The 21662-nt window shown below is 72.2% G+C and carries 16 protein-coding genes and 1 pseudogene; 9 read left to right on the top strand and 8 right to left on the bottom strand.

The features are described 5' to 3' along the window. Positions 1 to 42 precede the first annotated feature (42 nt). The 4 genes from O7597_RS28380 to O7597_RS28365 all read right to left on the bottom strand — a co-directional run bounded on the left by O7597_RS28380 (position 43) and on the right by O7597_RS28365 (position 7223). On the bottom strand, positions 43 to 2241 hold the full coding sequence (locus O7597_RS28380) for a glycoside hydrolase N-terminal domain-containing protein (RefSeq protein WP_281581261.1): 2199 nt from the start codon (positions 2239 to 2241) through the stop codon (positions 43 to 45). Continuing rightward, positions 2238 to 3311 carry a LacI family DNA-binding transcriptional regulator gene (locus O7597_RS28375; protein ID WP_269741757.1) on the bottom strand — a complete coding sequence of 358 codons (1074 nt, stop codon included), beginning with the start codon at positions 3309 to 3311 and terminating at the stop codon, positions 2238 to 2240. Before O7597_RS28375 ends, O7597_RS28380 begins: the two co-directional genes overlap by 4 nt. Beyond that, entirely contained in the window at positions 3308 to 5752 is a 2445-nt protein-coding gene (locus O7597_RS28370; protein WP_281581260.1) for a glycoside hydrolase family 3 C-terminal domain-containing protein, read from the bottom strand. The genes O7597_RS28375 and O7597_RS28370 overlap by 4 nt, the downstream gene beginning before the upstream one ends. Positions 5753 to 6005: 253 nt before the next feature. Next, positions 6006 to 7223 (bottom strand): ROK family transcriptional regulator, encoded by a 1218-nt coding sequence (locus tag O7597_RS28365; RefSeq protein ID WP_281581259.1) that lies wholly within the window; start codon positions 7221 to 7223, stop codon positions 6006 to 6008. Between the two features lie 195 nt (positions 7224 to 7418). On the opposite strand from O7597_RS28365, the gene O7597_RS28360 reads away from it, so the two are divergent. Genes O7597_RS28360 through O7597_RS28350 form a run of 3 tightly spaced genes read left to right on the top strand, consistent with a single transcriptional unit; the run spans position 7419 to position 11102 of the window. Beyond that, entirely contained in the window at positions 7419 to 9083 is a 1665-nt protein-coding gene (locus tag O7597_RS28360; protein WP_281581258.1) for an extracellular solute-binding protein, read from the top strand. Positions 9084 to 9114: 31 nt separating this feature from the next. Continuing rightward, positions 9115 to 10122, top strand: coding sequence for an ABC transporter permease subunit (locus O7597_RS28355; protein WP_281581257.1), 1008 nt, complete (start codon positions 9115 to 9117; stop codon positions 10120 to 10122). Beyond that, complete coding sequence (locus O7597_RS28350) at positions 10119 to 11102, top strand: carbohydrate ABC transporter permease (protein ID WP_164449851.1); 984 nt, start codon at positions 10119 to 10121, stop codon at positions 11100 to 11102. The genes O7597_RS28355 and O7597_RS28350 overlap by 4 nt, the downstream gene beginning before the upstream one ends. 68 nt (positions 11103 to 11170) lie before the next feature. Here the strand turns inward: O7597_RS28350 and O7597_RS28345 are convergent, their stop codons facing one another. After that, positions 11171 to 13519: a TIM-barrel domain-containing protein gene (locus O7597_RS28345; protein WP_281581256.1), complete on the bottom strand. Its 2349-nt coding sequence runs from the start codon at positions 13517 to 13519 to the stop codon at positions 11171 to 11173. A gap of 167 nt (positions 13520 to 13686) precedes the next feature. Here O7597_RS28345 and O7597_RS28340 point away from each other — a divergent pair, with 167 nt between their 5' ends. After that, complete coding sequence (locus O7597_RS28340) at positions 13687 to 15708, top strand: beta-galactosidase (RefSeq protein WP_281581255.1); 2022 nt, start codon at positions 13687 to 13689, stop codon at positions 15706 to 15708. Positions 15709 to 15865: 157 nt separating this feature from the next. Then, positions 15866 to 17047: a phosphotransferase gene (locus O7597_RS28335; protein WP_281581254.1), complete on the top strand. Its 1182-nt coding sequence runs from the start codon at positions 15866 to 15868 to the stop codon at positions 17045 to 17047. A gap of 60 nt (positions 17048 to 17107) precedes the next feature. Here O7597_RS28335 and O7597_RS28330 read toward each other — a convergent pair whose 3' ends face one another. After that, complete coding sequence (locus tag O7597_RS28330; RefSeq protein WP_281581253.1) at positions 17108 to 17758, bottom strand: LysE family translocator; 651 nt, start codon at positions 17756 to 17758, stop codon at positions 17108 to 17110. 129 nt (positions 17759 to 17887) lie between these two features. On the opposite strand from O7597_RS28330, the gene O7597_RS28325 reads away from it, so the two are divergent. Next, positions 17888 to 18343 (top strand): DUF1992 domain-containing protein, encoded by a 456-nt coding sequence (locus tag O7597_RS28325; protein ID WP_281583336.1) that lies wholly within the window; start codon positions 17888 to 17890, stop codon positions 18341 to 18343. Between the two features lie 91 nt (positions 18344 to 18434). Next, positions 18435 to 18692 carry a glutaredoxin domain-containing protein gene (locus O7597_RS28320; RefSeq protein WP_269741748.1) on the top strand — a complete coding sequence of 86 codons (258 nt, stop codon included), beginning with the start codon at positions 18435 to 18437 and terminating at the stop codon, positions 18690 to 18692. A 442-nt stretch (positions 18693 to 19134) separates the two neighbouring features. Here O7597_RS28320 and O7597_RS28315 read toward each other — a convergent pair whose 3' ends face one another. Continuing rightward, positions 19135 to 19467, bottom strand: a complete 333-nt coding sequence (locus O7597_RS28315; protein WP_269741747.1) for a metalloregulator ArsR/SmtB family transcription factor — start codon at positions 19465 to 19467, stop codon at positions 19135 to 19137. Between the two features lie 80 nt (positions 19468 to 19547). Between O7597_RS28315 and O7597_RS28310 the strand changes: the two genes are divergently transcribed. After that, complete coding sequence (locus tag O7597_RS28310) at positions 19548 to 20642, top strand: NAD(P)/FAD-dependent oxidoreductase (RefSeq protein ID WP_281581252.1); 1095 nt, start codon at positions 19548 to 19550, stop codon at positions 20640 to 20642. Between the two features lie 10 nt (positions 20643 to 20652). Here O7597_RS28310 and O7597_RS28305 read toward each other — a convergent pair. Continuing rightward, positions 20653 to 21029 (bottom strand): annotated as a pseudogene (locus O7597_RS28305) (metalloregulator ArsR/SmtB family transcription factor). Positions 21030 to 21119: 90 nt separating this feature from the next. On the opposite strand from O7597_RS28305, the gene O7597_RS28300 reads away from it, so the two are divergent. Continuing rightward, positions 21120 to 21350 carry a hypothetical protein gene (locus tag O7597_RS28300; RefSeq protein WP_281581251.1) on the top strand — a complete coding sequence of 77 codons (231 nt, stop codon included), beginning with the start codon at positions 21120 to 21122 and terminating at the stop codon, positions 21348 to 21350. The last annotated feature ends 312 nt before the right edge of the window (positions 21351 to 21662 follow it).

Genomic DNA, 21662 nt, shown 5'->3' with positions numbered 1-21662 from the left:
AGTGCCCGCCCAGCGCCGCCGACCGGGTCGCGGCGACGCCGGCTACCCGGTGAACGACACCTCGACCGGTACGCCGGCGGCCACCTGCCGGACCGTCTCGCCGTACGGGCTGCGGACCCGCAGCCGTCGGGGGACCGCCGAGACCAGCCGGGCCCGCACCGCACCCGGCCGCCAGGCCAACTCCTCGACGGTGACCCGCCCGGGACAACGCACCCCGCGCAGGGTGCCGCGCGGCAGCCCCGGCAACGGTGCCGGCAGCAGGCGCAGCCGGCCGGGTCGACCCTGCACCAGTGACTCGATCAGCACCGCCGGCAGCGCGTGCGCGGCATCGGCGTTGTAGGTGACCCGACCCGGGTTGTGGGCGCTCATCAGCGACCGGAAGAACATGTCGTTGCCGATGATCTTGAGTAGGTTCGCCTCGACCAGCGACCCGTCGTGCAGCCGGGCGGCGGCCAGCGCCCGGTGCAGGCTGCCGTGCGCGGACAGGTTCTCGTCGCCCCGGCGGCGCAGCGCCCGGTGCGCGGCGGTGGCCAGCTCCGGGGTGTCCTCGGGGTTGATCTCATCGAGCGGCCACACCGGATACAGGTGGCTGACGTGGCGGTGGTTGTCGTCGGCCCGGTAACCGGGCCAGGCCCACTCGGTCAACGCCCCGCCGGCGTCGACCCGGTACGGCGGCAGCCGCGCCGCCAACCGCGTCCACCGCCGGTCGCCGGTCAGCGCGGCGGCGACGGTGAACGCGTGCCGCGCCGCGGCGATGTCCATCGTGGCGTTGACCGCCACGTGCACCGCCGTACCCGAGGCGTCCAGCGGCCCGGTCTCCGCCGAGTACGACGGCACGAACCCCCACGTCCCGTCGTCGCCGGTGGTGGTCAGCACGTCGGCGAGGAACTCGGCCACCTCCACCAGCCAACCCGCCACCTCACCCAACGGCTCCCCGGTGACCAGATGCCGTTCGTGCAGCGGGAACAGCAGCCAGTGCGCGCCCGGCAACCACGCCGCGAACGGCCAGTCCGGATGCAGGTGGAACAGGTGACCGTGCTCCCCGTCGGTGCGGCTCGGGGCCAACAGCCCGCGCGCCCCGTAGATCGCGTGGGCGTTGCGCCGCCAGTGCCCGACCTGGGCGCGCACCAGCCGGGCGTGCGCCTGCGTGACCTCCGGCAGGGCGGCCAGATTGGCCGAGGCCAGTTGCAGGTTCAGGTTGGCGTCGGTGGTGAAGTCACCGGCCCAGGCGGCGTCCCACGAACCGAGCCACAGCCCGGTCAGCCGGGGCGGCAGCACGCCGCTGGCGCTGAGCAGCAGGTAACGCCCGGCGTGGAACAGCCGCTCCAGCAGCGCCGCGTCCAGCGTGTGCGGTGCGGCGGCCTGCCGGGCCAGCAGCTCACCGACGGGCAACTCCCGCTGCGCCGCCGGCACCGCCAGGTCCAGCTCCACCCGCCGGTACGCCGGGGTGTGCCGGGCCGTGTGCCGGGCCAGCAGATCGTCGTACCGGGCGTCGCGGTGGCCGGTCAGCCGACGCTGCAACGTCCCGGTACGCCACCGGCCGTGCGGGCGGGCGAGGACCGTCACCAGCAGGGCGGGCCCGTCGACCCGCACCTCGTCGCCGTCGATCTCGACCGCGCCACGCAGCAACGTCAACCCCTCGAAGCCGTACGCGGTGCCGGCCCTCGGGTAGCGGGCCCGCGCCCGCAGGAAGACCAACCCGTCGCGGCGGTACGCCGACACCGCGTAGCGCAGCCCCGCGGGGCGGCCGGGCAGGTCGCCGGTCACGCCGACCCGACAGGCACCCATGTCCAGCCGGGTGACGATCAGCCGGTCGGTGCGCGAGACGAACGACCGGCGGCTCCCGCCGGCCCACCGCACCACGACCTCGCCGGTGTCGAAGTCGGTGTACCGGCGGTAGTCGTCCACCGGCCCGCCGTCGGCGTCGACGGTCAACACGAAGCCGGGATGGAACGACTGCGTCCAGCGCAGCACGCCGTCACCGGCCAGCAGCCGGCTCGCCTCCGCGCGGCGGTCGGCCAGGATCAACCGCCGGATCCGGGGCAGCAGCGCGGCCAGCCGGGGCGGGCGGGCGTCGTGGGTGCCGTTGGGCAGCACGAACCGGTGATGGTTGACCACGATGCGTTCCGCCCACGGCCGGCCGTGCACCATGATCCCGTACTCGCCGTTGCCGGCGAGCAGGGCGTCCGGCCAGTCGTCCGCCGGTGCGGTGTCCCAGATCCGGTGCACCGGACCGGTCACCGGGCCGCCGCCCGGTCGTCGTGCGGTGCCGTCGCGCCGGTCGCCGCGGCGGTGCTGTCCCGCACGGTCAGCCGGGGTTCCAGCAGCGTCACCTGCGGGGTCGGCTCGTCCCGCAGGTGACGCATGAGCAGCGACACGGCCTGTCGACCGATCTCCTCGGCGGGTACCGGCACCGAGGTCAGGCGCGGGCTGGCGTGTTCGGCGAACTGGTCCGGGCAGACGGCCACCACCGACACGTCGTCGGGCACCCGCCGCCCCAGCGCGGCCAGCGCCGCCTGCACCGGGCCCACCGCCGCCTCGTTCTGCACCACCAGAGCGGACAGTTCCGGCTGCCGGGCGAACAGTTCGACCACCCGGGCGTGCACCTGCGCGGCGTTCTCCTCGCAGGGCAACGTGACCGCCTCGACGCCGTGCCGGGCCGCCGCCTCGACCACGCCCGCGCGGGTGCGGTGGGCGAACCCGGTGCCGCGTTCGTAGACGGCGGCCGGCGCGCCGAGCAGCGCGACGCGGCGGTGTCCGAGCCCCGCCAGATGCTCCACGCAGACCTGCCCGGCGCGGTGGAAGTCCAGGTCCACACAGGTCAGCCCGTCGGTGTCGGCGGGTAGCCCGATCAGCACGCTGGGCCGGCCCAGCGTCCGCAGCAGCGGCACCCGGGCGTCGTGCAGTTCCACGTCCATCACCAGCACCCCGTCGACCAGGGCGCCGGCGGCGATGCGGTGCAACCCCTGCGGGCCCTCGTCGGAGGTCAGCAGCAGCACGTCGTGGTCGTGACCGCGGGCGGCGGTCACCACCGCCGTGGCGAACTGCATCACCACCGGCACCTGGATGCCCGAGCGCAGCGGCAGCACCAACGCGATGACGTTGGCGCGTCGGCTGGCCAGGGCCCGGGCGCCCGCGTTCGGGTGGTAGTTGAGCAGCCGGACGCTGGCCAGCACCCGGTTGCGGGTCAGCTCCGAGATGGCCCGCTTGCCGCTGAGCACGTACGACACGGTGCTCACCGCGACACCGGCGTGCCGGGCCACGTCGGCGATGGTGGGTTGACCGGACGGCACCCGGCCCCGCCCGCTCACCGGACCCCGCTGGTGGCGTGCGGCCGGGCCGGCCGGGCCGGCGGCGCACCGCGTACGGCCACCGCGCCGACCAGCCGCACGTCGGTGGCCGACCGCCCGACCAGCACGGTATGGGTGGCGTCCTCCACCACGAAACCCTCCCGGTCGGCGTCCCACCAGCTCAGCTCGGCGCTGCGCAGCCGCAGCGTGACGGTACGCCGTTCCCCCGGCGCGAGCACGACCCGGGCGAAGTCGCGCAGTTGCCGCAGTGGCTGCTTCACCCGGGACCGCCGTTGCCGGGTGTAGAGCTGCACCACCTCCACCCCGGGCCGGTCGCTGGTGTTGGTGACGTCCACGCTCACCTCGACATCGTCGCCGACGTCGACCGACGTGGCGCTCAACCGGAGATCGCGGTAGTCGAACTCGGCGTAGGACAACCCGTGCCCGAACGGGTACAGCGGTTCGCCCCGGTAGTACAGGTAGGTGAAGTCCGCGCCGATCACGTCGTAGTCGAGCAGGTCGGGCAGTTCGGCGGTGTCGGCGTACCAGGTCTGGGTGAGCCGACCGCCCGGGTCGACGTCGCCGAGGAGCACGTCGGCGAGGGCGTTGCCGTGCTCCTGCCCGCCGTGCGCCGACCAGAGCACCGCCGGCAGGTGGCGCCCAGCCCAGCCCAGCGCGTACGGGTAACTGCTGGTGACCACCAGCACGGTGCGCGGGTTGGCGGCGTGCACGGCGCGCAGCATCGCCTCCTGCCGGGCCGGCAGGGCCAGGTCGAGGCGGTCCTCGGTCTCGCGTCCGTTGACCATCGGGTGGTTGCCCACGGTCACCACCGCCACGTCGGCGGCGGCGGCCAGCTCGGCGGCCCGCGCGGCACCGTCGGTGACCACGTCGATGCCGAAGCCGGTGCCGGCCCGGTCGTCGCCGTCGACCCGGAGCCGGCCGTGCTCGTCGACGGTGACGTAGCGGTCGGTGGCCAGGTGGCGCAGCAGCACGCTGCCGTCGGGCAGCGGATCGAACTGGAAGGTCTCCCGGACCACCCAGCCGCCGGGCCCGGAACGGTCGTTGACCAGCGCGCCGTCGTCGTCGACTCCGACGTGACGGCCGTTGCCGACGGCCCGCAACGCGACCGTGTCCCGACCCCAGTCGAACACGTCGAACGAGGCCGGGTCGGCACCGACGGTCAACGGACCACCGTCGGCCTCGTCGGTGCATCCCACGTAACGGTCACCCACCCGCAGGGTGATCCGGTCGGTTGCGGGGTCGCTGGTGAGCTCCGGCAGCCGCCGCGCCAACCCCTGGACAACGCTTGTCGCGTAGGGCAGCGTGCCGCTGTACCAGTCGGTGTGCACAGCGTCGGCGAGCGGACCGAGCACCGCGATCCGCAGGCCGGGCGACAGTGGCAGCAGGCCACGGTTGCGCAGCAGCACGATGGACTGCCGGGCGGCCTCCCGGGCCAGGTGCCGGTGCGCCGGGCAGTCGACGACCTCCGGTCCGGTCCCGGCGTACGGGTCGGTGTGCGGTGGATCGAGATCGCCCAGCCGCAGCCGGACGGTGAGCACCCGACGGACCGCCCGGTCCAGGTCGGACTCGGTGATCAGCCCACGGTTCAGGGCCTCGGTGAGGTATCGCCGGGTGGGCTCACTGTCGGCGTCGTGCTCGGTGAAGCTGTCGATTCCGGCGCGCAGCGCCGCGGCGAACCCCTCGACGTGGTCGGGCAGGTGGCCCTGCACCCCGGCGATGTTGCTCACCGCCCCCGCGTCGCCGACGACCAGGACCTCGCCGGGTGCCCACCGGCGCAGCTCGCCGTCGATCAGCGGGCTCAGGTGCGCCGGCACCCCGTCGACCAGGTTGTAGCTGGCCATCGCGGCGACCGCCGCGTCGGCGGCGAGCGGGGCGCGGAACGCCGGCAGCTCGTACTCGTGCAGCACCCGGGGTGGCAGGTCGCTGGAGGTGGTGGCCCGGTCGGTCTCGTTGTTGTAGCCGAGGAAGTGCTTGACCGTCGGAGCGGTGCGCAGCCGCTCGGGATGCCCGCCGCGCAGCCCCTGCGCGTAGGCGGTGGCGAGTCGACCGGTCAGCCACGGGTCCTCCGACCAGCCTTCCTCGTTGCGTCCCCAGCGTGGGTCGCGCAGCGGGTTGACCACCGGCGCCCACACGTTGAGGCCGACGTGCTGCGGGTCGGCGTGGTGCTTGGCGCGTACCTCGTCGCCGACGGCGTCACCGACGGCGCGTACCAGCTCGGGGTTCCAGGTGCTGGCCAGGCCGACGGCCTGGGGGAAGACGGTCGCCGGGCCGAGCCAGGCGACGCCGTGCAGCGCCTCGGTGCCGGTGCGGAAGCCGGGCAGGCCGAGCCGGGGGACGGGGGCCTGCCACTGGTGCAGCAGTCCGATCTTTTCCGGCACGGTGAGCCGGGTCAGCAGGTCCTCGACCCGGTCCCGGGTCGGGGGTGTGGTGCGGTCGGTCATGGTGGATCGCCTTCCAGTGCCCGGCGCGCCGGAGGTCGAAGCGCTTCGACGGCGGATGGCCGAGCGGCCTCGCAGGTCATGGTGGGGTGACGGTCGTCGGCCCGGACGCTGGCGAAGCGCTTCGACAAACCGTGGAAAGCAAGCCGCCCCGGGTGCCCGTGCGGAGCGGCTCGCTTCGAGGTTGGCACCCTCGGCGGGTCGGGTCAAGACTCCGACCGGCTGGGCACGCATCGACCGGCAACGCTGCGGTCGTTCAGCGGGCGGGTAGCCGCCCGGCCTCGATGGTGGCCAGGGCGGCGGTGGCGCCGCCGAGCGCACCCGCGGTGTCCAGGGTGGAGGCTTCCAGTCGGCACCCGCCGGCACCCGGGGCGTGCGCCCGGGCGGCCAGTTCCGACCGGGCCGCCGGCAGCAGCCAGGGTGCCAGGGTGGCGAAGTGGTCACCGAGCACGACGGTCTCCGGGTTCAGCAGGTCGGCCAGGACGGCGACACCACGACCGAGGTGCCGCCCGGTCTCCGCCAGGCCGCTGCACACGCCGGGGTCGTCCTGCTGGGCGAGCGCCACGATCCGGGTCAGTTCCGGCAGGTAGTCGACGACCGGGCCGTCGGCCTCGACGTCGGGCAGCAGCCGGCGTACCACGGCGGGCAGGCCGACCAGTGCGGTCAGGCAGCCCTGGATGCCGCAGCGGCAGGGCGGCCCGGCGGGATCCACCGCCAGGTGTCCGATCTCGCCGGCGAAGCCGCGCCCGCCCCGCAGCAGTCGTCCGGCGGCGATGATGCCCGCGCCGACGGTGAGCCCGCCGGTCAGGTGCACCAGGTCGCTCGTGGCCGCGTGTCCGCCGTGCCGTTGCTCGGCGAGGACGGCGAGGTTGGCGACGCTGTCGACCCCCACGGCGAACTCCGGATCCCGCAGGGCGGCGCGCAGTTGCGCCGCGAGTGGTACGTCACGCCAGCCCAGGGCGCTGGCCAGCGGTACCGCGCCGGACGGGTCGACAAGGCCGGGTACGCCGACGGTGAGGCCCAGGACGGTGCGGCCCTGGGCGGTGACCCGCCCGATCGCCCGTCGGGCGAGCGCGGTCAGGGCGCGCAGTGTCTCGGTGGGGGTGACGGTGCTGGCGGCGAAGGCCCGCCGCCAGGTCAGCAGCCGGTTGCCGCCGAGGTCGACGGCGACGGCCACCAGCTCGTCGGCGCCGATCTGCAAACCCAGCGCGGCGTACGGCTCACCGTCGAGGACCAGCATCGTGGCCGGTCGGCCGACCCGGTTCTCGGTGAGCCCGGTCTCGCGGACCAGCCGCTGGTCGATCAGCTCGGTCACCAGGCTGGAGACGGTGGCCTTGTTCAGGCCGGTCCGCGCGGCGATGTCGGCGCGGGAGCAGGGGGCGTGCAGACGTACGTGCCGCAGCACCACCGCCCGGTTGGCGACGCGGACGTCACCGAGGTCGGTCGGCTGCGGTTCGTTGTGGATGCTGATCACGCTCTGCCCGCTCCCTGCGCCGGTGTCGTGGCGCGCGTCCATCATCGCGTACCGCGCTGACGGGACCGACCAGGCCGCCCGCGCTGTCTTGTGGGACGCATTGCCGTCGATTAGTTTGTTCGGCTAGAACCCCAACTAATCCTAGCCGGAGTCCCCCGCTCCGCAAACCGCTATCGACGACGAAGGGAGTGCGCCGTGACGCCTGCTGCGCGCACATCCACCGACCGCCGGACCATGCTGCGGCTGATCGGCCTCGGCGCCGCCGCGACCGTGGGCGGCGGTGCGCTGGCCGGTTGCAGCAAGGAAGCCGGCAGCCAGGGCAGCGCCACGAACGCCGACGCCATCAAGGCGGTGCTGCCCACCTACCAGCCGGCCGAGCTGCTCAAGCCGGACATCCCCGGCGAGGGCCCGATCCCGCACGGCTACCTCAGCTATCCGCGCGAACTCGTCGACGCGGTCACCGAGCCGCCCGGGCGGGGTGGCCCGCCGATCCAGACGATGAGCCCCTGGTGGGGTCCGACCCCACCGCCGCTGGGCCGCAACTCCTACCTGGGCGCGGTGAACGGCAAGCTCGGCGTGGAGGTCAACCCGAGCCTGCAGGACGGCCTGACCTACGCCGACAAACTCAACGCGATGCTCGGCGCCCGCGACGTGCCGGAGCTGCTGTCCGCGCCGAACTGGGAGGTGGACAAGGTCGCCCGGTTCTCCGACGCGGTCAAGGCGTTGTTCACCGACCTGACCGACCACCTTCAGGGCGACAACGCGGCGAAGTACCCGTACCTGGCGGCGCTGCCCAGCGGTGCCTGGGAGTACTCGGTCTGGGGCGGGCGGCTCTACGCCGTGCCGTTTCCCACCGACGGTCCGTTCGCCTGGGCCATGTTCTACCGCAAGGATCTGCTGGGCGCCGCCGGGCTGGCCACCCCCACCAGCCCCGACGAGCTGTACGAGTTCGGCAAGAAGGCCACCGACCCGGCCAAGGGCGTGTGGGCCTTCGGCAGCGTCTTCGAGATGATCCAGCAGTACTTCGGCTGCCATCAGACCTGGCGCAAGAAGCCCGACGGCGGTCTGCAGCACAAGTTCGAGGACCCGGCGTTCGAGGCGGCGCTGGCGTTCACCGCCCGGCTGTTCGCCGAGGGCCTGGTACACCCGGACACGGCGGAGAGCAAGGGCGAGGACGAGAAGCAACTGTTCAACTCCGGCAAGATCCTCATGTACCGTGACGGCCTCGGCGCCTGGCAGGGCATGCAGAGCGAACGGGTCAAGGAGCTGCCCACCTTCGACATGCAGCCGCTGCCGGTCTTCGGCGCGCAGGGCGCCCAGCCGGTCATCTGGGGCAGCGAGAAGCCGATCTTCTACACCTTCCTCAAGAAGGACCTGCCCGCCGAGCGGGTCGACGAGGTGCTGCGGGTGCTCAACTGGTGTGCCGCCCCGTTCGGCAGCCGGGAGTTCGAGCTGCGCGAGTACGGCGTGGAGGGACAACACTTCACCCGGGGCCCCGACGGTACGCCGGCGCTCACCGAGCTGGGCCGTAAGGAACTCGGCGCGCAGTACACCCACATCGGTGGCCGGGTGCCGGTCAAGGTGCGCAGCGGCGACACCCCGAACTACGTGCAGGACTACATCGGGTACTACCGCAAGCACATCGGCCAGATGGAGCCGGACCTGTTCGCCGGGATCAAGCTGGAGCTGCCGGCGAACTGGTCGAAGATCATCCAGCCGACCGACGACAAGATCCGCGACATCCTGCGCGGCCGTCGCCCGGTCAGCGACCTGGCCCAGGTACGCAAGGAGTTCCTCGACACCGGTGGCGAGGAGGGCCGCGCGTTCCACGAGAAGGCGCTCGCCGACAACGGCCGATGAGCGGGCAGGCGACCGGTGCCGGGGTGCGGCCGTGAGTGCCCCCGGCGCCGTGGACACGCGGCCACCCGCCGGGCGTACGCCGTCACCCCGGCGCACCCGGCGGCGTGGGCGGCGCAGCCTGCGGGTCCGGCTGCGCCGCGACTGGCCGCTGCTGGCGATGGCCGCGCCGGCGGCGGTGCTGCTGCTGGTCTTCCACTACCTGCCCACGCTGGGCAACATCATCGCCTTCCAGGACTACAACCCGTTCGTCGGCGACGACCCGCTGGACGCGTTCCTCAACAGCGAGTGGATCGGCTTCGGCAACTTCGAGGCACTCTTCCGCGACCCGCTGTTCTGGGACGCGGTCCGCAACACCCTGAGCATCACCGCCTTCCAGCTGGTGTTCTTCTTCCCGCTGCCGATCCTGCTGGCGCTCATCCTCAACAGCGTCGTCTCCGGGCGGCTGCGTGGCTTCGTGCAGAGCGTCGTGTACCTACCGCACTTCTTCAGCTGGGTGCTTGTGGTGACGTTCTTCGTGCAGATGTTCGGCGGGGCCGGACTGCTGGCCCAGGAGATGCGCCAGGCCGGTCTGGAGCCCTGGGGGATCATGACCAACCCGGACACGTTCATCGTGCTGGTCACCGCCGAGGCGGTCTGGAAGGACCTGGGGTGGGGCGCGATCGTCTTCCTGGCCGCGCTGTCCGCCATCGACCAGAACCTGTACGAGGCGGCGGCGGCCGACGGGGCCGGCCGGTGGCGGCGGTTGTGGCACATCACCCTGCCCGGCCTGCGTCCGGTGATCGTGCTGCTGCTCATCATGCGGCTCGGCGACGCGCTCTCGGTCGGGTTCGAGCAGTTCATCCTGCAACGGGAAGCGGTCGGCCGGCAGGCCGCCGAGGTGCTCGACACGTTCGTCTACTACCAGGCGATCAGCACCCAGCAGTGGGGGCTCGGCGCCGCGGCGGGCCTGTTCAAGGCGGTGGTCGGGCTGGCGCTGATCCTCACCGCGAACAAGGTCGCCCATCGGCTCGGTGAGCAGGGGGTGTACGCGAAATCATGACCGCGCAGCTCAGTGGTGCCGGGCCGGTGCCGGCGGCACCGACCACGGCAGGGCCACCCGCGCCACCGCCGCGGCGACGCCACCCCGGCCGTCCGGTGTGGGCGGGCCGCCCGTCGACGTCGCTGACCATCGGCAAGGGGGTCGTGCTCACGCTGCTGGTGGCGGCGGTGCTGGTGCCGCTGTGGGCGGTGCTGGTCACCAGCCTCGCCTCACGCGGCACCATCGACGACGCGGGTGGCATGGTGATGATCCCCCGGGAGTTCGACCCGTCGGCGTACATCACCATCTTCAGCGGCGGCGACGTCACCCGGGCGGTGTGGGTCAGCACCCTGGTCACGGTGTTCGGCACCACGGTCAGCCTGGTGCTCACCGTGCTGGCCGCGTACGGGCTGTCCCGACCGGGCTCGGTGGCCCACCGGGGGCTGCTGTTCTATTTCCTGCTGACGTTCCTGATCTTCCCGGGGCTGGTGCCGAGCTACCTGGTGGTGACCGGGTTGGGCCTCAAGGACAGCCTCTGGTCGCTGATCCTGCCCAGCGCGATAAGCGTGTTCAACCTGGTGGTGATCCGCGCGTTCTTCATGAACGTGCCGGCGGAACTGCTCGACAGCGCCCGCATCGACGGCGCGGGGGAGTTGCGCATCCTCACCCGGATCGTGCTGCCGCTGTCCAAGGCGGTGATCGCCGTGGTCGGGCTCTTCTACGCGGTCGGCTACTGGAACGTGTACTTCAACGCGGTGCTCTACATCGACTCCAACGACAAGTTCCCGATTCAGCGGGTGCTGCAGAGTTACATCCTGGCCGGGCAGTCACCGAACGTCTCCGGCGCGTCGGTGAGCCTGCCCGGGGTCACCGCGTACCCGCCGACGCTCGCGGTCAAGATGGCGGTGGTGGTGGTGACGGTCATCCCGGCGGTGATCATCTACCCGTTCGTGCAGCGGCACTTCACCAAGGGCGTGATCACCGGCGCGGTGAAGGGCTGACCCCCGTTCCGCGACCCCGTGGCCGCGCGGTGCCCGACTCCGTCCAGTCGGGCGCCGCGCGGCCACGGTCAGCCCGACGCGGGGAAGAGCCCCGCGAAGGGCACGACGGTCACCGCCGCACCGTTGAGCAGTGACCGGGTCGGTCGGTCGGCGTCGCCGACCCCCGCGAGCGCCAACTGCCCCACCAGCAGCGGCCCTCGGGTCTCGATCCGCAACTCGTCGCCGTCGCGGACCGCCTCGATGATCGTGTCCCCGTCCACGTCGTGCACGACGGCGCACCCGTCCACCGCTCCCCAGCAGACCAGGGTGACCTCCCGGAAGGGCCCGTCGCCGACGGTGGCCCCCGGCGTGACCAGCGGCAGCAGCGCGCCCCGACGCACGTACAGCGGCATCCGGGCCAGCGGCGTGCGAACCCGAAGATGCCGGCCACCGGCATGCCGTTCGCCGGTGGCGGCGTCGAACCAGTCGTCGCCGACGGGCAGGTACACGTCGCGTACCCCGGACGTGTCGGTGACCGGCGCGACCAGCAGGTCGGTCCCGAGCCGGTACTGCAGGTCGGTCGTCCAGGCCGTCGGATCCTGCGGGGTGTCGACAAGCAGGGCCCGCATCATCGGTACGCCGGTGCGGGCCGCCTGTACCGCCGCCGACCACAGGTACGGCATCAGCCGGTAGCGCAGCCGCAGCGCGGCCACCGCGAGTTGTTCCGCCTCGGCCGGGAACTCCCACGGCAGTCGGCTGGTGGTGCCGTGCAGCCGGACCAGCGGCGACAGCGCGCCGAACTGCGACCAGCGTACGTACAGGTCGGGTTCCGGGGTGCCGTGGAAGCCGCCGGTGTCGTGGCTCCAGAACGGCACCCCCGACAGGCCGTGCGACAGGCCCCCACGCAGGGTGCTGGCCAGGGCCGGCCAGGTGGCGTTGACGTCGCCGCTCCACTGCGCGCTGTGCCGTTGCCCGCCCAGGTACGACGAGCGCGCCCACACCGCCCGGTGGCCGGCCACCTCCTCCGTGACGCCGGCGACCACGTCGTTGAACAGCAGGGCGTACACGTTGTGCAGCTCGACGCCGCTCATCCCGTTGTGGGCCACCGCGTCGGCGGGCACCCCCTCGGCGAAGTCGGTCTTGAACACCGCCACGCCCTGTCGCAGCAGCGGCCGCAGCAGCCCGGTGAACCAGTCGACCGCCGCCGGGTTGGTCAGGTCCACGATGGCCGAGGCCGGGTAGCTGCCGTGCCACACGTCGGCGACGTACGTGCTGCCGTCGGGTCGCCGCAGGAAGTAGCCCGCCGCGTCGGCCTCGGCGTAGAGCGGACTGGCCGTCATCAGATAGGGATTCATCCACAGGCAGACCCGGAAGCCCTGCTCGGACAGGGTTCGCAGCATCCCGGCCGGGTCGGGAAACGCCTCGTTGTCCCAGCGCAGGTCCGACCAGTTGCCGGCGACCTGCCAGTAGCAGTCCAGGTGCAGCACGTCGCAGGGGACGTCGCCCTCGCGCAGGCGCCGGGCCCGCTCCAGCACCCGCTCCTGGCTGTCCGGGTAGAAGCCCGAGGAGACCCAGGTGCCGAAGGCCCAGCGCGGCGGCAGGTACGGCTGCCCGGTCAACTGTCGCAGCCGGTCCAACACCTCGGCCGGGGTCGGCCCGGCCAGCACGTAGTAGTCGAGCAGGTCGTCGGGGACCAGGATCTGCACCGCGCTGTGGGTGGACTGGCAGACGTCGAACTGCACCGGCAGCCCGCTGTCGACAAGCACCCCGTAGCCCCGGTTGGACAGGTAGAACGGCACGTTCTTGTGCGCCCGGTCGGACTCGCTGCCGAAGGCGTCGAAGTTCCACATCAGAGCCCGCTGGCCGCGCTTGTCCAGCGGGGTGAACTTCTCACCGAAGCCGACGAACCGCTCGTCGCCGGGGGCGACGAAGCTCTCGTGCCAGGCGACCCGGACGCCGTCGGTGGTGGAGTGGCCGAACGGGAGGGTGCGTTGCCGGCCACTGATGTCGACCGTGCCCGGATCCTGCTCCAGCAGCAGCGAGCCGTCGGGACGCAGGAACCGGATGTGCCACGGGTCGAGCCGGATCTCGGCGACCAGCGCGCCGGCGTCGATCCGCAGGTGCCGGTCGTCGACGGTGACGGTGGCCGGGTGGGTACCGGGGTGCACCAGCGGCATCAGGCGGGCCGACCGGCTGCGGGCCTGCGGATCCTCGGCCAGCCGTACCCGGATCACGCCGTCGCCGGCCGCGTCGACGCGCACCACCGCAGTCATCCCGTCGGCCAGCACCGCCTTGACGGTGGCGCCGTGTGCGTCGGTGCCGGCGACCTCGGCCCGGCTCACCACGGCCGGGCCACCCTCGCCGGGGGTGCGCACCGGCAGGTCGGGTGGGTCGGCGACGAAGGTCTCGTAGGGCACCAACGGCGGTCGGTACGGCATCAGCTCTCCTCAGCGGCGGGTCGCGGCGGTACCGACAGTTTCTTTAACTATCCAACGAACTGTCAACGACGATCGTTGATATGAGCGGGTGATGGGCTGTTGACATGGGTCTGGGTGATCCATAGTTTGGACGCATCCCCAACTAAACCGGCGGGCTGGTGATGGTGATGTGGACCGACGGCCCGCTCTGCCACGGCGGTGACTACAACCCCGAGCAGTGGCCGGCGCAGGTCTGGTCCGAGGACGTCGCGTTGATGCGCCAGGCCGGGGTCAATCTCGTCACCGTGGGGGTGTTCGCCTGGTCCCGGCTCGAACCGGCACCCGGCCGGTACACCTTCGGCTGGCTCGACCAGGTGCTCGACCTGCTGCACGACGCCGGCGTACGGGTCGCCCTGGCCACCCCCACCGCCTCGCCACCGCCCTGGTTCTCCCTGGCTCACCCGGGCGCGCTGCCGGTCACCGCCGAGGGGGTCCGGCTGCACCACGGCAGCCGGGACACCTACTGCGCCGCCACCCCCGCCTACCGCGAGGCCGCACTGCGGATCACCGCCGCTCTGGCCGACCGGTACGCCCACCATCCGGCGCTGGCCGGCTGGCACGTGCACAACGAGTACGGCACCACGTGCCACTGCGAGCACACCGCCCGGGCCTTCCGGCGCTGGCTGGCCACCCGCCACGGTGAGCTGGCCGCCCTCAACGACGCCTGGGTCACCAGCTTCTGGAGCCAGCACTACTCCGACTGGGCGCAGATCAGCACCCCCCGGGCCACCCAGTACCTGCCCAACCCCGGCCAGTTGCTCGACTTCCGCCGCTTCTGGTCGGACACCCTGCTCGCCGCGTACACCGAGCAACGTGACCTGCTGCGGGCGGCGAACCCCGCGCTCACCATCACCACCAACTACGTCCTGGGCGACTGGGTGCCGGTCGACCACGCCCGCTGGGCCACCGAGGTCGATCTGGTCGCGGTCGACCACTACCCGTCCGCGGTGGACGGCGGCGCCGAGGAGCAGACCGCGCTGGTCGCCGACCTGGCCCGTGGTTGGGCCCGACACGCCGCCGCCCGCCGGCGCCCCGGCTCACCGCCGGCCGACGGTGCGCCGGCGTGGCTGCTGATGGAGAGCGCACCCAACCAGATCCACACGGCCGGACGGATGCACACCAAGGAACCGGGGCGGATGCTGCGGCACAGCCTCGCCCACGTGGCCCGCGGCTCCCACGGCGCGATGTTCTTCCAGTGGCGGGCACCGGTCGGCGGCGCCGAGCGCTTCCACTCCGCCCTGGTGCCGCACGCCGGCCCGGACAGTCGGGTGTTCCGGGAGACCGTCGCCCTCGGTGTCGCGCTGCGGCAGCTCGGCGAGGTTCGTGGCCGCGTCGAGGCGGCCGTGGCGCTCGTGGTCGACGCGGCGAGCGGCTGGGCGCTGCGCCATCCGGGCCTGCCGTCGACCCTGCCGGACCACCACGACGAACTCGCCGCCGCGCACCGGGCACTGTGGCGCAGCGGGTACGCCTGCGACACCGTCACCCCCGGCGACCCGCTCGACGGTCACCGGCTGCTCGTCCTACCCGCCGTCTACCTGATCGACGACGCCACCGCCGACTGGCTGCACGGCTACGTCCATGCTGGCGGGCATCTGCTGGTCACCTACCTCAGCGGCGTCGCCGACGAACACGCCCGGGTACGCCTCGGCGGCTATCCGGGCGCGCTACGGGACCTGCTGGGCGTGTACGCCGAGGAGTTCCACCCCCTCGCCGCCGACGACCACGTCCTGCTCGACGGCGGCGGCACCGGGCGGATCTGGGCCGAGACGCTGCGCCTGACCGGTGCCGACACCGTCGTCTCCTACGCCGGGGGCGTACTCGACGCGATGCCCGCCGTCACCCGGCACCGGGCCGGCGCCGGCACCGCCTGGTACCTGTCCACCCGCCTCGACGACACGACCTACCGGCGGCTGCTCGGCACCGTCGCCCGGGCGGCCGGCGTCACCACCGTCTACCCGGACGCACCCGAGGGGGTCGAGGCGGTACGCCGCCGCGACGGCGAGACGAGCTGGCTGTTCCTGCTCAACCACACCGGGCACGAGCAGCGCGTGCCGGCACGCGGAGTGGAACTGCTGACCGCGACACCGATCGACCGGGCGGTCACCCTGGCACCCGGCGGTGTCGCGGTGCTCCGCGAGCACCAGGGTTGATCCGTCGGCACCGACTGGCTAACCTCGCAGCTGCGCGTCGGGAACGCGCCGAGACTCGCCGGTAGGCTCGAAGCCACCCCCGCACACCACCTGTCGAGCGACGGACACCGAAGCTCAGTTCCGCCCGTGCGAGTCCGGGCGAGGAGTGAGGTGCCCCGTGAAGGACCTGCCCGACAACCCCAGCCTCGACCACCTGCGTCAACAGGCCAAGAACCTGCTCGCCGGCCTGCGTGACATCGACCCGGCCGCGACGCTGACCACCGCTCAGGCACGGCTCGCCGACCAGTACGGCTTCCCCACCTGGGCAGCCCTGAAGACCGAGGTCATCCGGATGCGGGGCCGGGCCGAGGCCGCCGAGGCATCCCTGGCCCACGCGATCGCCGCCAGCTACGGCCTCGGTGACGTCGTCGGCGAGATGCGCACCGTCGCCCGTGCCGACGACATGGGGCGTCGCTGGTCGCTGGTGACGGACCGGGGCCGCTGGGCGGTGCGGACGATGGACACCTGGTGGCCCATCGTCGACGCCGAGACCGACGTGGCGTTGCAGCAGGCCGCCGCAGCCGCCGGTGTCCTGCTGCCCGCGCCGGTGAGCAGCCGTGCGGGCCGGATCGTGGAGACGATCGGCGGACACCGCTGGCGGGTCTACCAGGGGCTGCGTTCCGGGCCACCACTGCTCGCCCCGGCCCGCTCGGCGGTCACCCGCGCCCTCGGCGGTGTCCTCGCCACGATCCACGGGCTGCGCCTGCCGGTCGATCGGGTCAGCCCGTGGCACGGCACCCGGTTGGCCACCGGGAGCTGGCCCGAACTCGCCGCCGTCGCCGCGGCCCGCCAGGCCAGCTGGGCCGCGGCGCTCGGCGCCGCGGTGGGCACCCTGACGGAACTCGACGACATCTGCGGGAACACCGGGACGCCGGAACCTGTGCTGTGCCACAACACCCTCGGTCCGGCGAGCACCCGGCTGGCCGCCGACGGTCGCCTCGTCGTCGTCGGCTGGGAACATGCCGGCGGTCAACCGCCGAGTTGGGAGCTGGCCAACGCGCTGCTGGACTGGGCCGTGGTCCCCGGTGGGTCGGTCAACGTGGCCGGCGCACGCGCGTTGCTCGACGGGTACCGAGCGACGGCGGGCACCCTGCCGCCGCTGGACCTGGCCGCGTTCCGTGGCGCGGTCACCAGCCTCGCCAACTACGTCTTCGGGCAGGTGGACGCCGCCCTGGCGGCAGCCGACGACGAGGAGCGGCGGTACGCCGACCGCAGCGTCGCGCACCTCCTGACGCACCTGCCCACCCGGGCGGTCCTGGACCAGCTGCTGGACGCGGCCACCGCGGCGGTACGCCGCTGAGCGTGGACCGGCAGTTCAGCCGGTCACGGCTGAGGTCGATGGTGGTGCGGGACGGCGGGCTCAGCCGGTGGCGACGGCGGCGCGGGAACGGTCGGCGGCGATGCGCACCGCCATCGCCGCCAGCACCGTGCCCATCAGCATCCGCTGGACGCGCAACCACAGTGGCCGCCGGCTGAGGAAATCGGCGATGCCACCGGCGGTGAGCACGATCATCGTGTTCACGGTCAGCGCCACGGCGATCTGGGTGAGACCGAGCAGCAGGCTCTGCCCGGCGACGTTGCCGCGTGCCGGGTCGATGAACTGCGGCAGCAGCGACACGTACAGGATGGCGATCTTCGGGTTGAGCAGGTTGGTGACCAGTCCCATGGTGAACAGCCGGCGGGCCGGATCCGGTGGCAGCGGCGCCGGGTTGAACGGCGACTGCCCGCCCGGACGCAACGCCTGCCACGCCAGCCACAGCAGGTACGCCGCGCCGGCCAGCTTGACCGCCGTGTACAGCGCCGGTACCAGCACGAACACGGTGGCGATGCCGGCGACCGCTGCCGCCGGGTAGACCGCGAAGCCGGCGGCGACCCCGAGCAGCGAGATCAGCCCGGCTCGTCGGCCCTGGGTCACCGACCGCGACACCAGGTAGACCATGTTCGGCCCCGGCGTCAGCACCATCCCGAGGGCGACAAGCGCTATGCCGACAATCCCGGCTGTACCGACCATGTCCGTGACCCCCGTCCCACCGTGCACCTGAGCCTAGGGCACCGGGGAATGCCGGCCGGGCCCGTGACGCTGCGCCATCGGGAGACGGTGGTCACGTTACGGTTGTCCGGGGAGGTGGCGAGGGTGGAGATGCGGTGGGAGGCGTCGATCGAGGCGCAGATCCGGGCGGCGCAGGAACGCGGCGAGTTCGACAACCTGCCCGGTGCGGGCAAGCCGATCGCCGGTCGGGGTCTGCCCTACGACGAGTCCTGGTGGATCAAGAGTTTCCTGGAGCGCGAACAGGTTCCGACCAACCTGTTGCTGCCCACCCCGTTGCTGCTGCGTCGTCGCATCGAGCAACTACCCGACGAGGTCCGGGATCTGCCCACCGAGCAGGCGGTGCGGGCGGTCGTGGCCGATCTCAACGCCGAGGTGCTGGCCTGGCTACGTAATCCGTCCGGCCCCCGGGTGGTGGTGCGCCCGGTGGACGCCGACGCGGTGGTGCGCCGCTGGCAGGAGCAACGGCGAAACGCCCCACCGTCGGCACCTGCCGCCCAGTCGCCGGCACCACGTCGGCGTTCCTGGTTCCGTCGCCGGGCCAGGTGACGGCAACGCCGCGCGTCCGGCGCGGCACGTCCCCTGAGCAGGTCGACCACCAACGAGCCGACCGATTCGCCGAGACCAGACAGGACCGCCCATGAACACCACCGCCGGGGAGCAGTTGCCGATCACCGTCTACAGCCGGCCTGGCTGCCCCTACTGCTACCTGCTGCGCCGTAGCCTCAAGCGGCGCAAGCTCGCCTTCACCGAGGTCGACATCTGGGCGGACCCGGCCGCAGCGGCAGCGGTACGGGCGGTGGCCGACGGCAACGAAACCGTCCCCACCGTGCACGTCGCCGGGCAGTGGTTGGTCAACCCGCGTGCGGCGCTCGTCGCCACCCTCGCCCGGCCCTGACACCAGTCGGCTCGGGCCCCGCGCCGTTTCCGCCGCGCCACGCGTCGCCAGATCGCCGGACCGGTTCCTGGCGGCGACTCGGATCCGAGCCGCCGCCGGTGACTCGATCCTCTATCCCACGGATTGTCGCGGCACTCTCCTCGTGATTTATCGAATTTCCGTTTACACGAATCCGATAATTACTGTGGAGCAATCGGACATTACGTGCGTGCATCATAATGACTGTTAAGGTGCGTAAGCGCTCAGGCTGTTGTAGACGGCCGGCTGGTCCTGTCGAGCGACCTCTCGATGTCACTGGTGCCGCCACGGGGCGCCAGCAGGCATTTGACATGGAGTTGAACGTGTCGGGCTGAAGTTGGCGACGAGCAACTGCACATCGATCCCGCAGTTGTCCTGCGTCCGCGCGGGCTCGCCTCGACCTGCTGCCATCGTGGCGAGCTGGTCAGCAGCAGGTCGCCAGGTAGGACTGCAAATCAGCCAGGGAGGCGAGGACGCCGTCGCGGTCGGCCCGGTAGAACACGGTCTTGCCGTCCCGTCGCGAGGTGACCACACCGCCGCGTCGCAGCAGGGTCAACTGTTGCGACGCAGTGGCCTGGCTGATGCCGACCCGCTCGGCCACCTCGCCTACGGACATCTCGGCGCCACCGGCGAACAGGATCATGATCCGCTGTCGGGTGGGACTGCCGAGAGCCTTGAGGAACTCCTGCGCCTGCGGCGTGAGACCTGGCGCGGGGACGCTCTGCGGACCGGTCGGCTGGTCGGCGGTCTGGCTCATGGTCACACCTTTCCTCGTCGCAATCATATTGTCATTAAGCGAAATGACAATATGATTGCGACGAGGACAGAGCTGATCCTGTGATCGTCATTGGCGGCGGCCAGTCCGGTCTCGCCGCCGCCCGCAGCGCCTTGGACGCCGGTCTGCGACCCGTCGTCCTGCACGACGGGGCCGAGCCGGTAGGCTCGTGGCCGCGCTACTACGACAGCCTCACACTCTTTTCACCCGCCCGTTACAGCGCCCTGCCCGGTATGCCCTTCGACGGCGACCCGGACCGTTACCCCCGCCGTGACGATGTGGTCGCCTACCTCCGCCGCTACGCGGACTCCCTCGACATCGAGACCCGCACCCGCACCCGCGCCGTCGCCGTGCACACGCGCCCGGGTGGGGGCTATCTCGTCCGCACCGACACGGGCGACGAGTTGGCCGGGCGCGGGGTCGTCGCCGCCACCGGCTCCTTCGGCAACCCGTACATGCCGACCCTGCCTGGGCGGGACGAGTACGGCGGGGACCTGCGGCACGTCGCCCACTATCACCGCGCCGACGCGTATACCGGCAAGCGGGTCGTGATCGTGGGAGCCGGCAACTCCGCCGTCCAGGTCGCCTACGAGCTCACCGTGCACGCCCGGGTGACCCTGGCGACCCGCGAACCAGTCCGGTTTCTACCGCAGCGCATCCGGGGCCGGGATCTGCACCACTGGCTGCGCGTCACCGGCGCCGACCGGCTGCCGCGCGCGGTCGTCACCCGTCTCATCCACCATGCCACCGTGCTCGACACCGGCCGCTACCGCGACGCCGTCATCTCAGGCGAACTTGCCCGGAAAGACATGTTCACCCGCTTCACCCCCGATGGCGTCGTCTGGAGCGACGGGAGGCACGAAGCGGTCGACGCGGTCATCTTCGCCACCGGTTACCGGTCGGACCTCGCCTACCTCGCACCCCTCGCCACTCTCGACCGCGGCGTGCCCCAGCAGGTCGGCGGAGTCTCCACCACCCATCCAGGCCTGGTCTACCTGGGCCTGGAGTTCCAGCGTTCCTTCGCCTCGAACACCCTGCGCGGCGTGGGACGCGACGCCGTGCACGTCATGGCCGCACTCGCCGCACACCGTCCCCGCGTGTTCCGCCAGAAGCTGCTGTGGACGGACCAAGCCACAGACAGTGGGCGGCGGTGGTAGGGGAGCGTGGTCAGGCTCGGGGCGCCGCCTCGATCGACAGCAGGGCGGCGAGCTGGCGCAGGATCTGCGGTCGAGCCCGGTAGTAGACCCAGGTGCCCCGCCGCTCGGCGTCCACCAGGCCCGCCTCGCGCAGCGTCTTGAGGTGGTGCGAGATCGTCGGCCCGGTCAGTCGAACGCCGGCGTCAGGTCGCACACGCAAACCTCCCCGCCCTCGGCTGAGGCGATCATCGACGTCAACTGCAGCCGCACCGGGTCACCGAGGGCCTTGAACGCGGGCGCGAGCACCGCGGCCGTCTCGGCTGGGACCGGGCTCTGCGCCAGTGGGGGGCAGCACGGCGCGTCGGCGTTGAGGTCGATGACCGGAAGCGAGGCCTGTTGATTCGACATGCCTCTAGGTTGACATCCCTCTAATCAGCGTGCAAGTCTCTGATTTGATAAACGTCAAGACAGGCGTTTCGAAGGAATGAGAGGGCCGACATGAGCGAGAACACGAGCGTCACCGGCGACCCCACCGCCGCCCTGCAGGTCACCGGCTCCAGCGCCTGCTGCGGCAGCCCCGCCCAGGCCGCAGGCGGAAGCCTCCCGCCGGTCGGCGCCACCGACGACCCGTGCTGCGGCACCCGCCAGGCAGCCGAGGCCGCCGGCTCCTGCTGCGACACGCAGGCGAAGGCCGACGCCGTCGCCGCCGGACGGGGATGCTGCTCATGAACACCCGCACCGATCTCACGGACCTGCTCGATCAGGTCAGCGCCGACCGGATGGCCGCCACCATCGTGATCCTCGCGTCGGACCCCCTGGCGTGGAGGTCGGCGGGCCCGGCCCCCGCATGGTCGTGCTCGACCAGGCGGAGTCTTCCCGGATGACACCGCAGCCTCGTCCTGCACCAGCGCGCCGGGTCCCTGTCATCGGCATCCGCGAGCGGGTCGGTCGGCACCAGGGGCGGCGGCGCCACGTCGTGCTGCGAGCGCCGCAGCCCCGTCATCACCTGAACCCCTTCAGTCCCATCCGCGCCAACACAAC

The sequence above is a fragment of the Verrucosispora sp. WMMC514 genome (assembly GCF_027497295.1).
Classification (GTDB): Bacteria; Actinomycetota; Actinomycetes; order Mycobacteriales; family Micromonosporaceae; genus Micromonospora; species Micromonospora palythoicola.
Note: the sequence above shows the minus strand (reverse complement) of the source record. Positions and strands in the feature narration are given on the sequence as shown.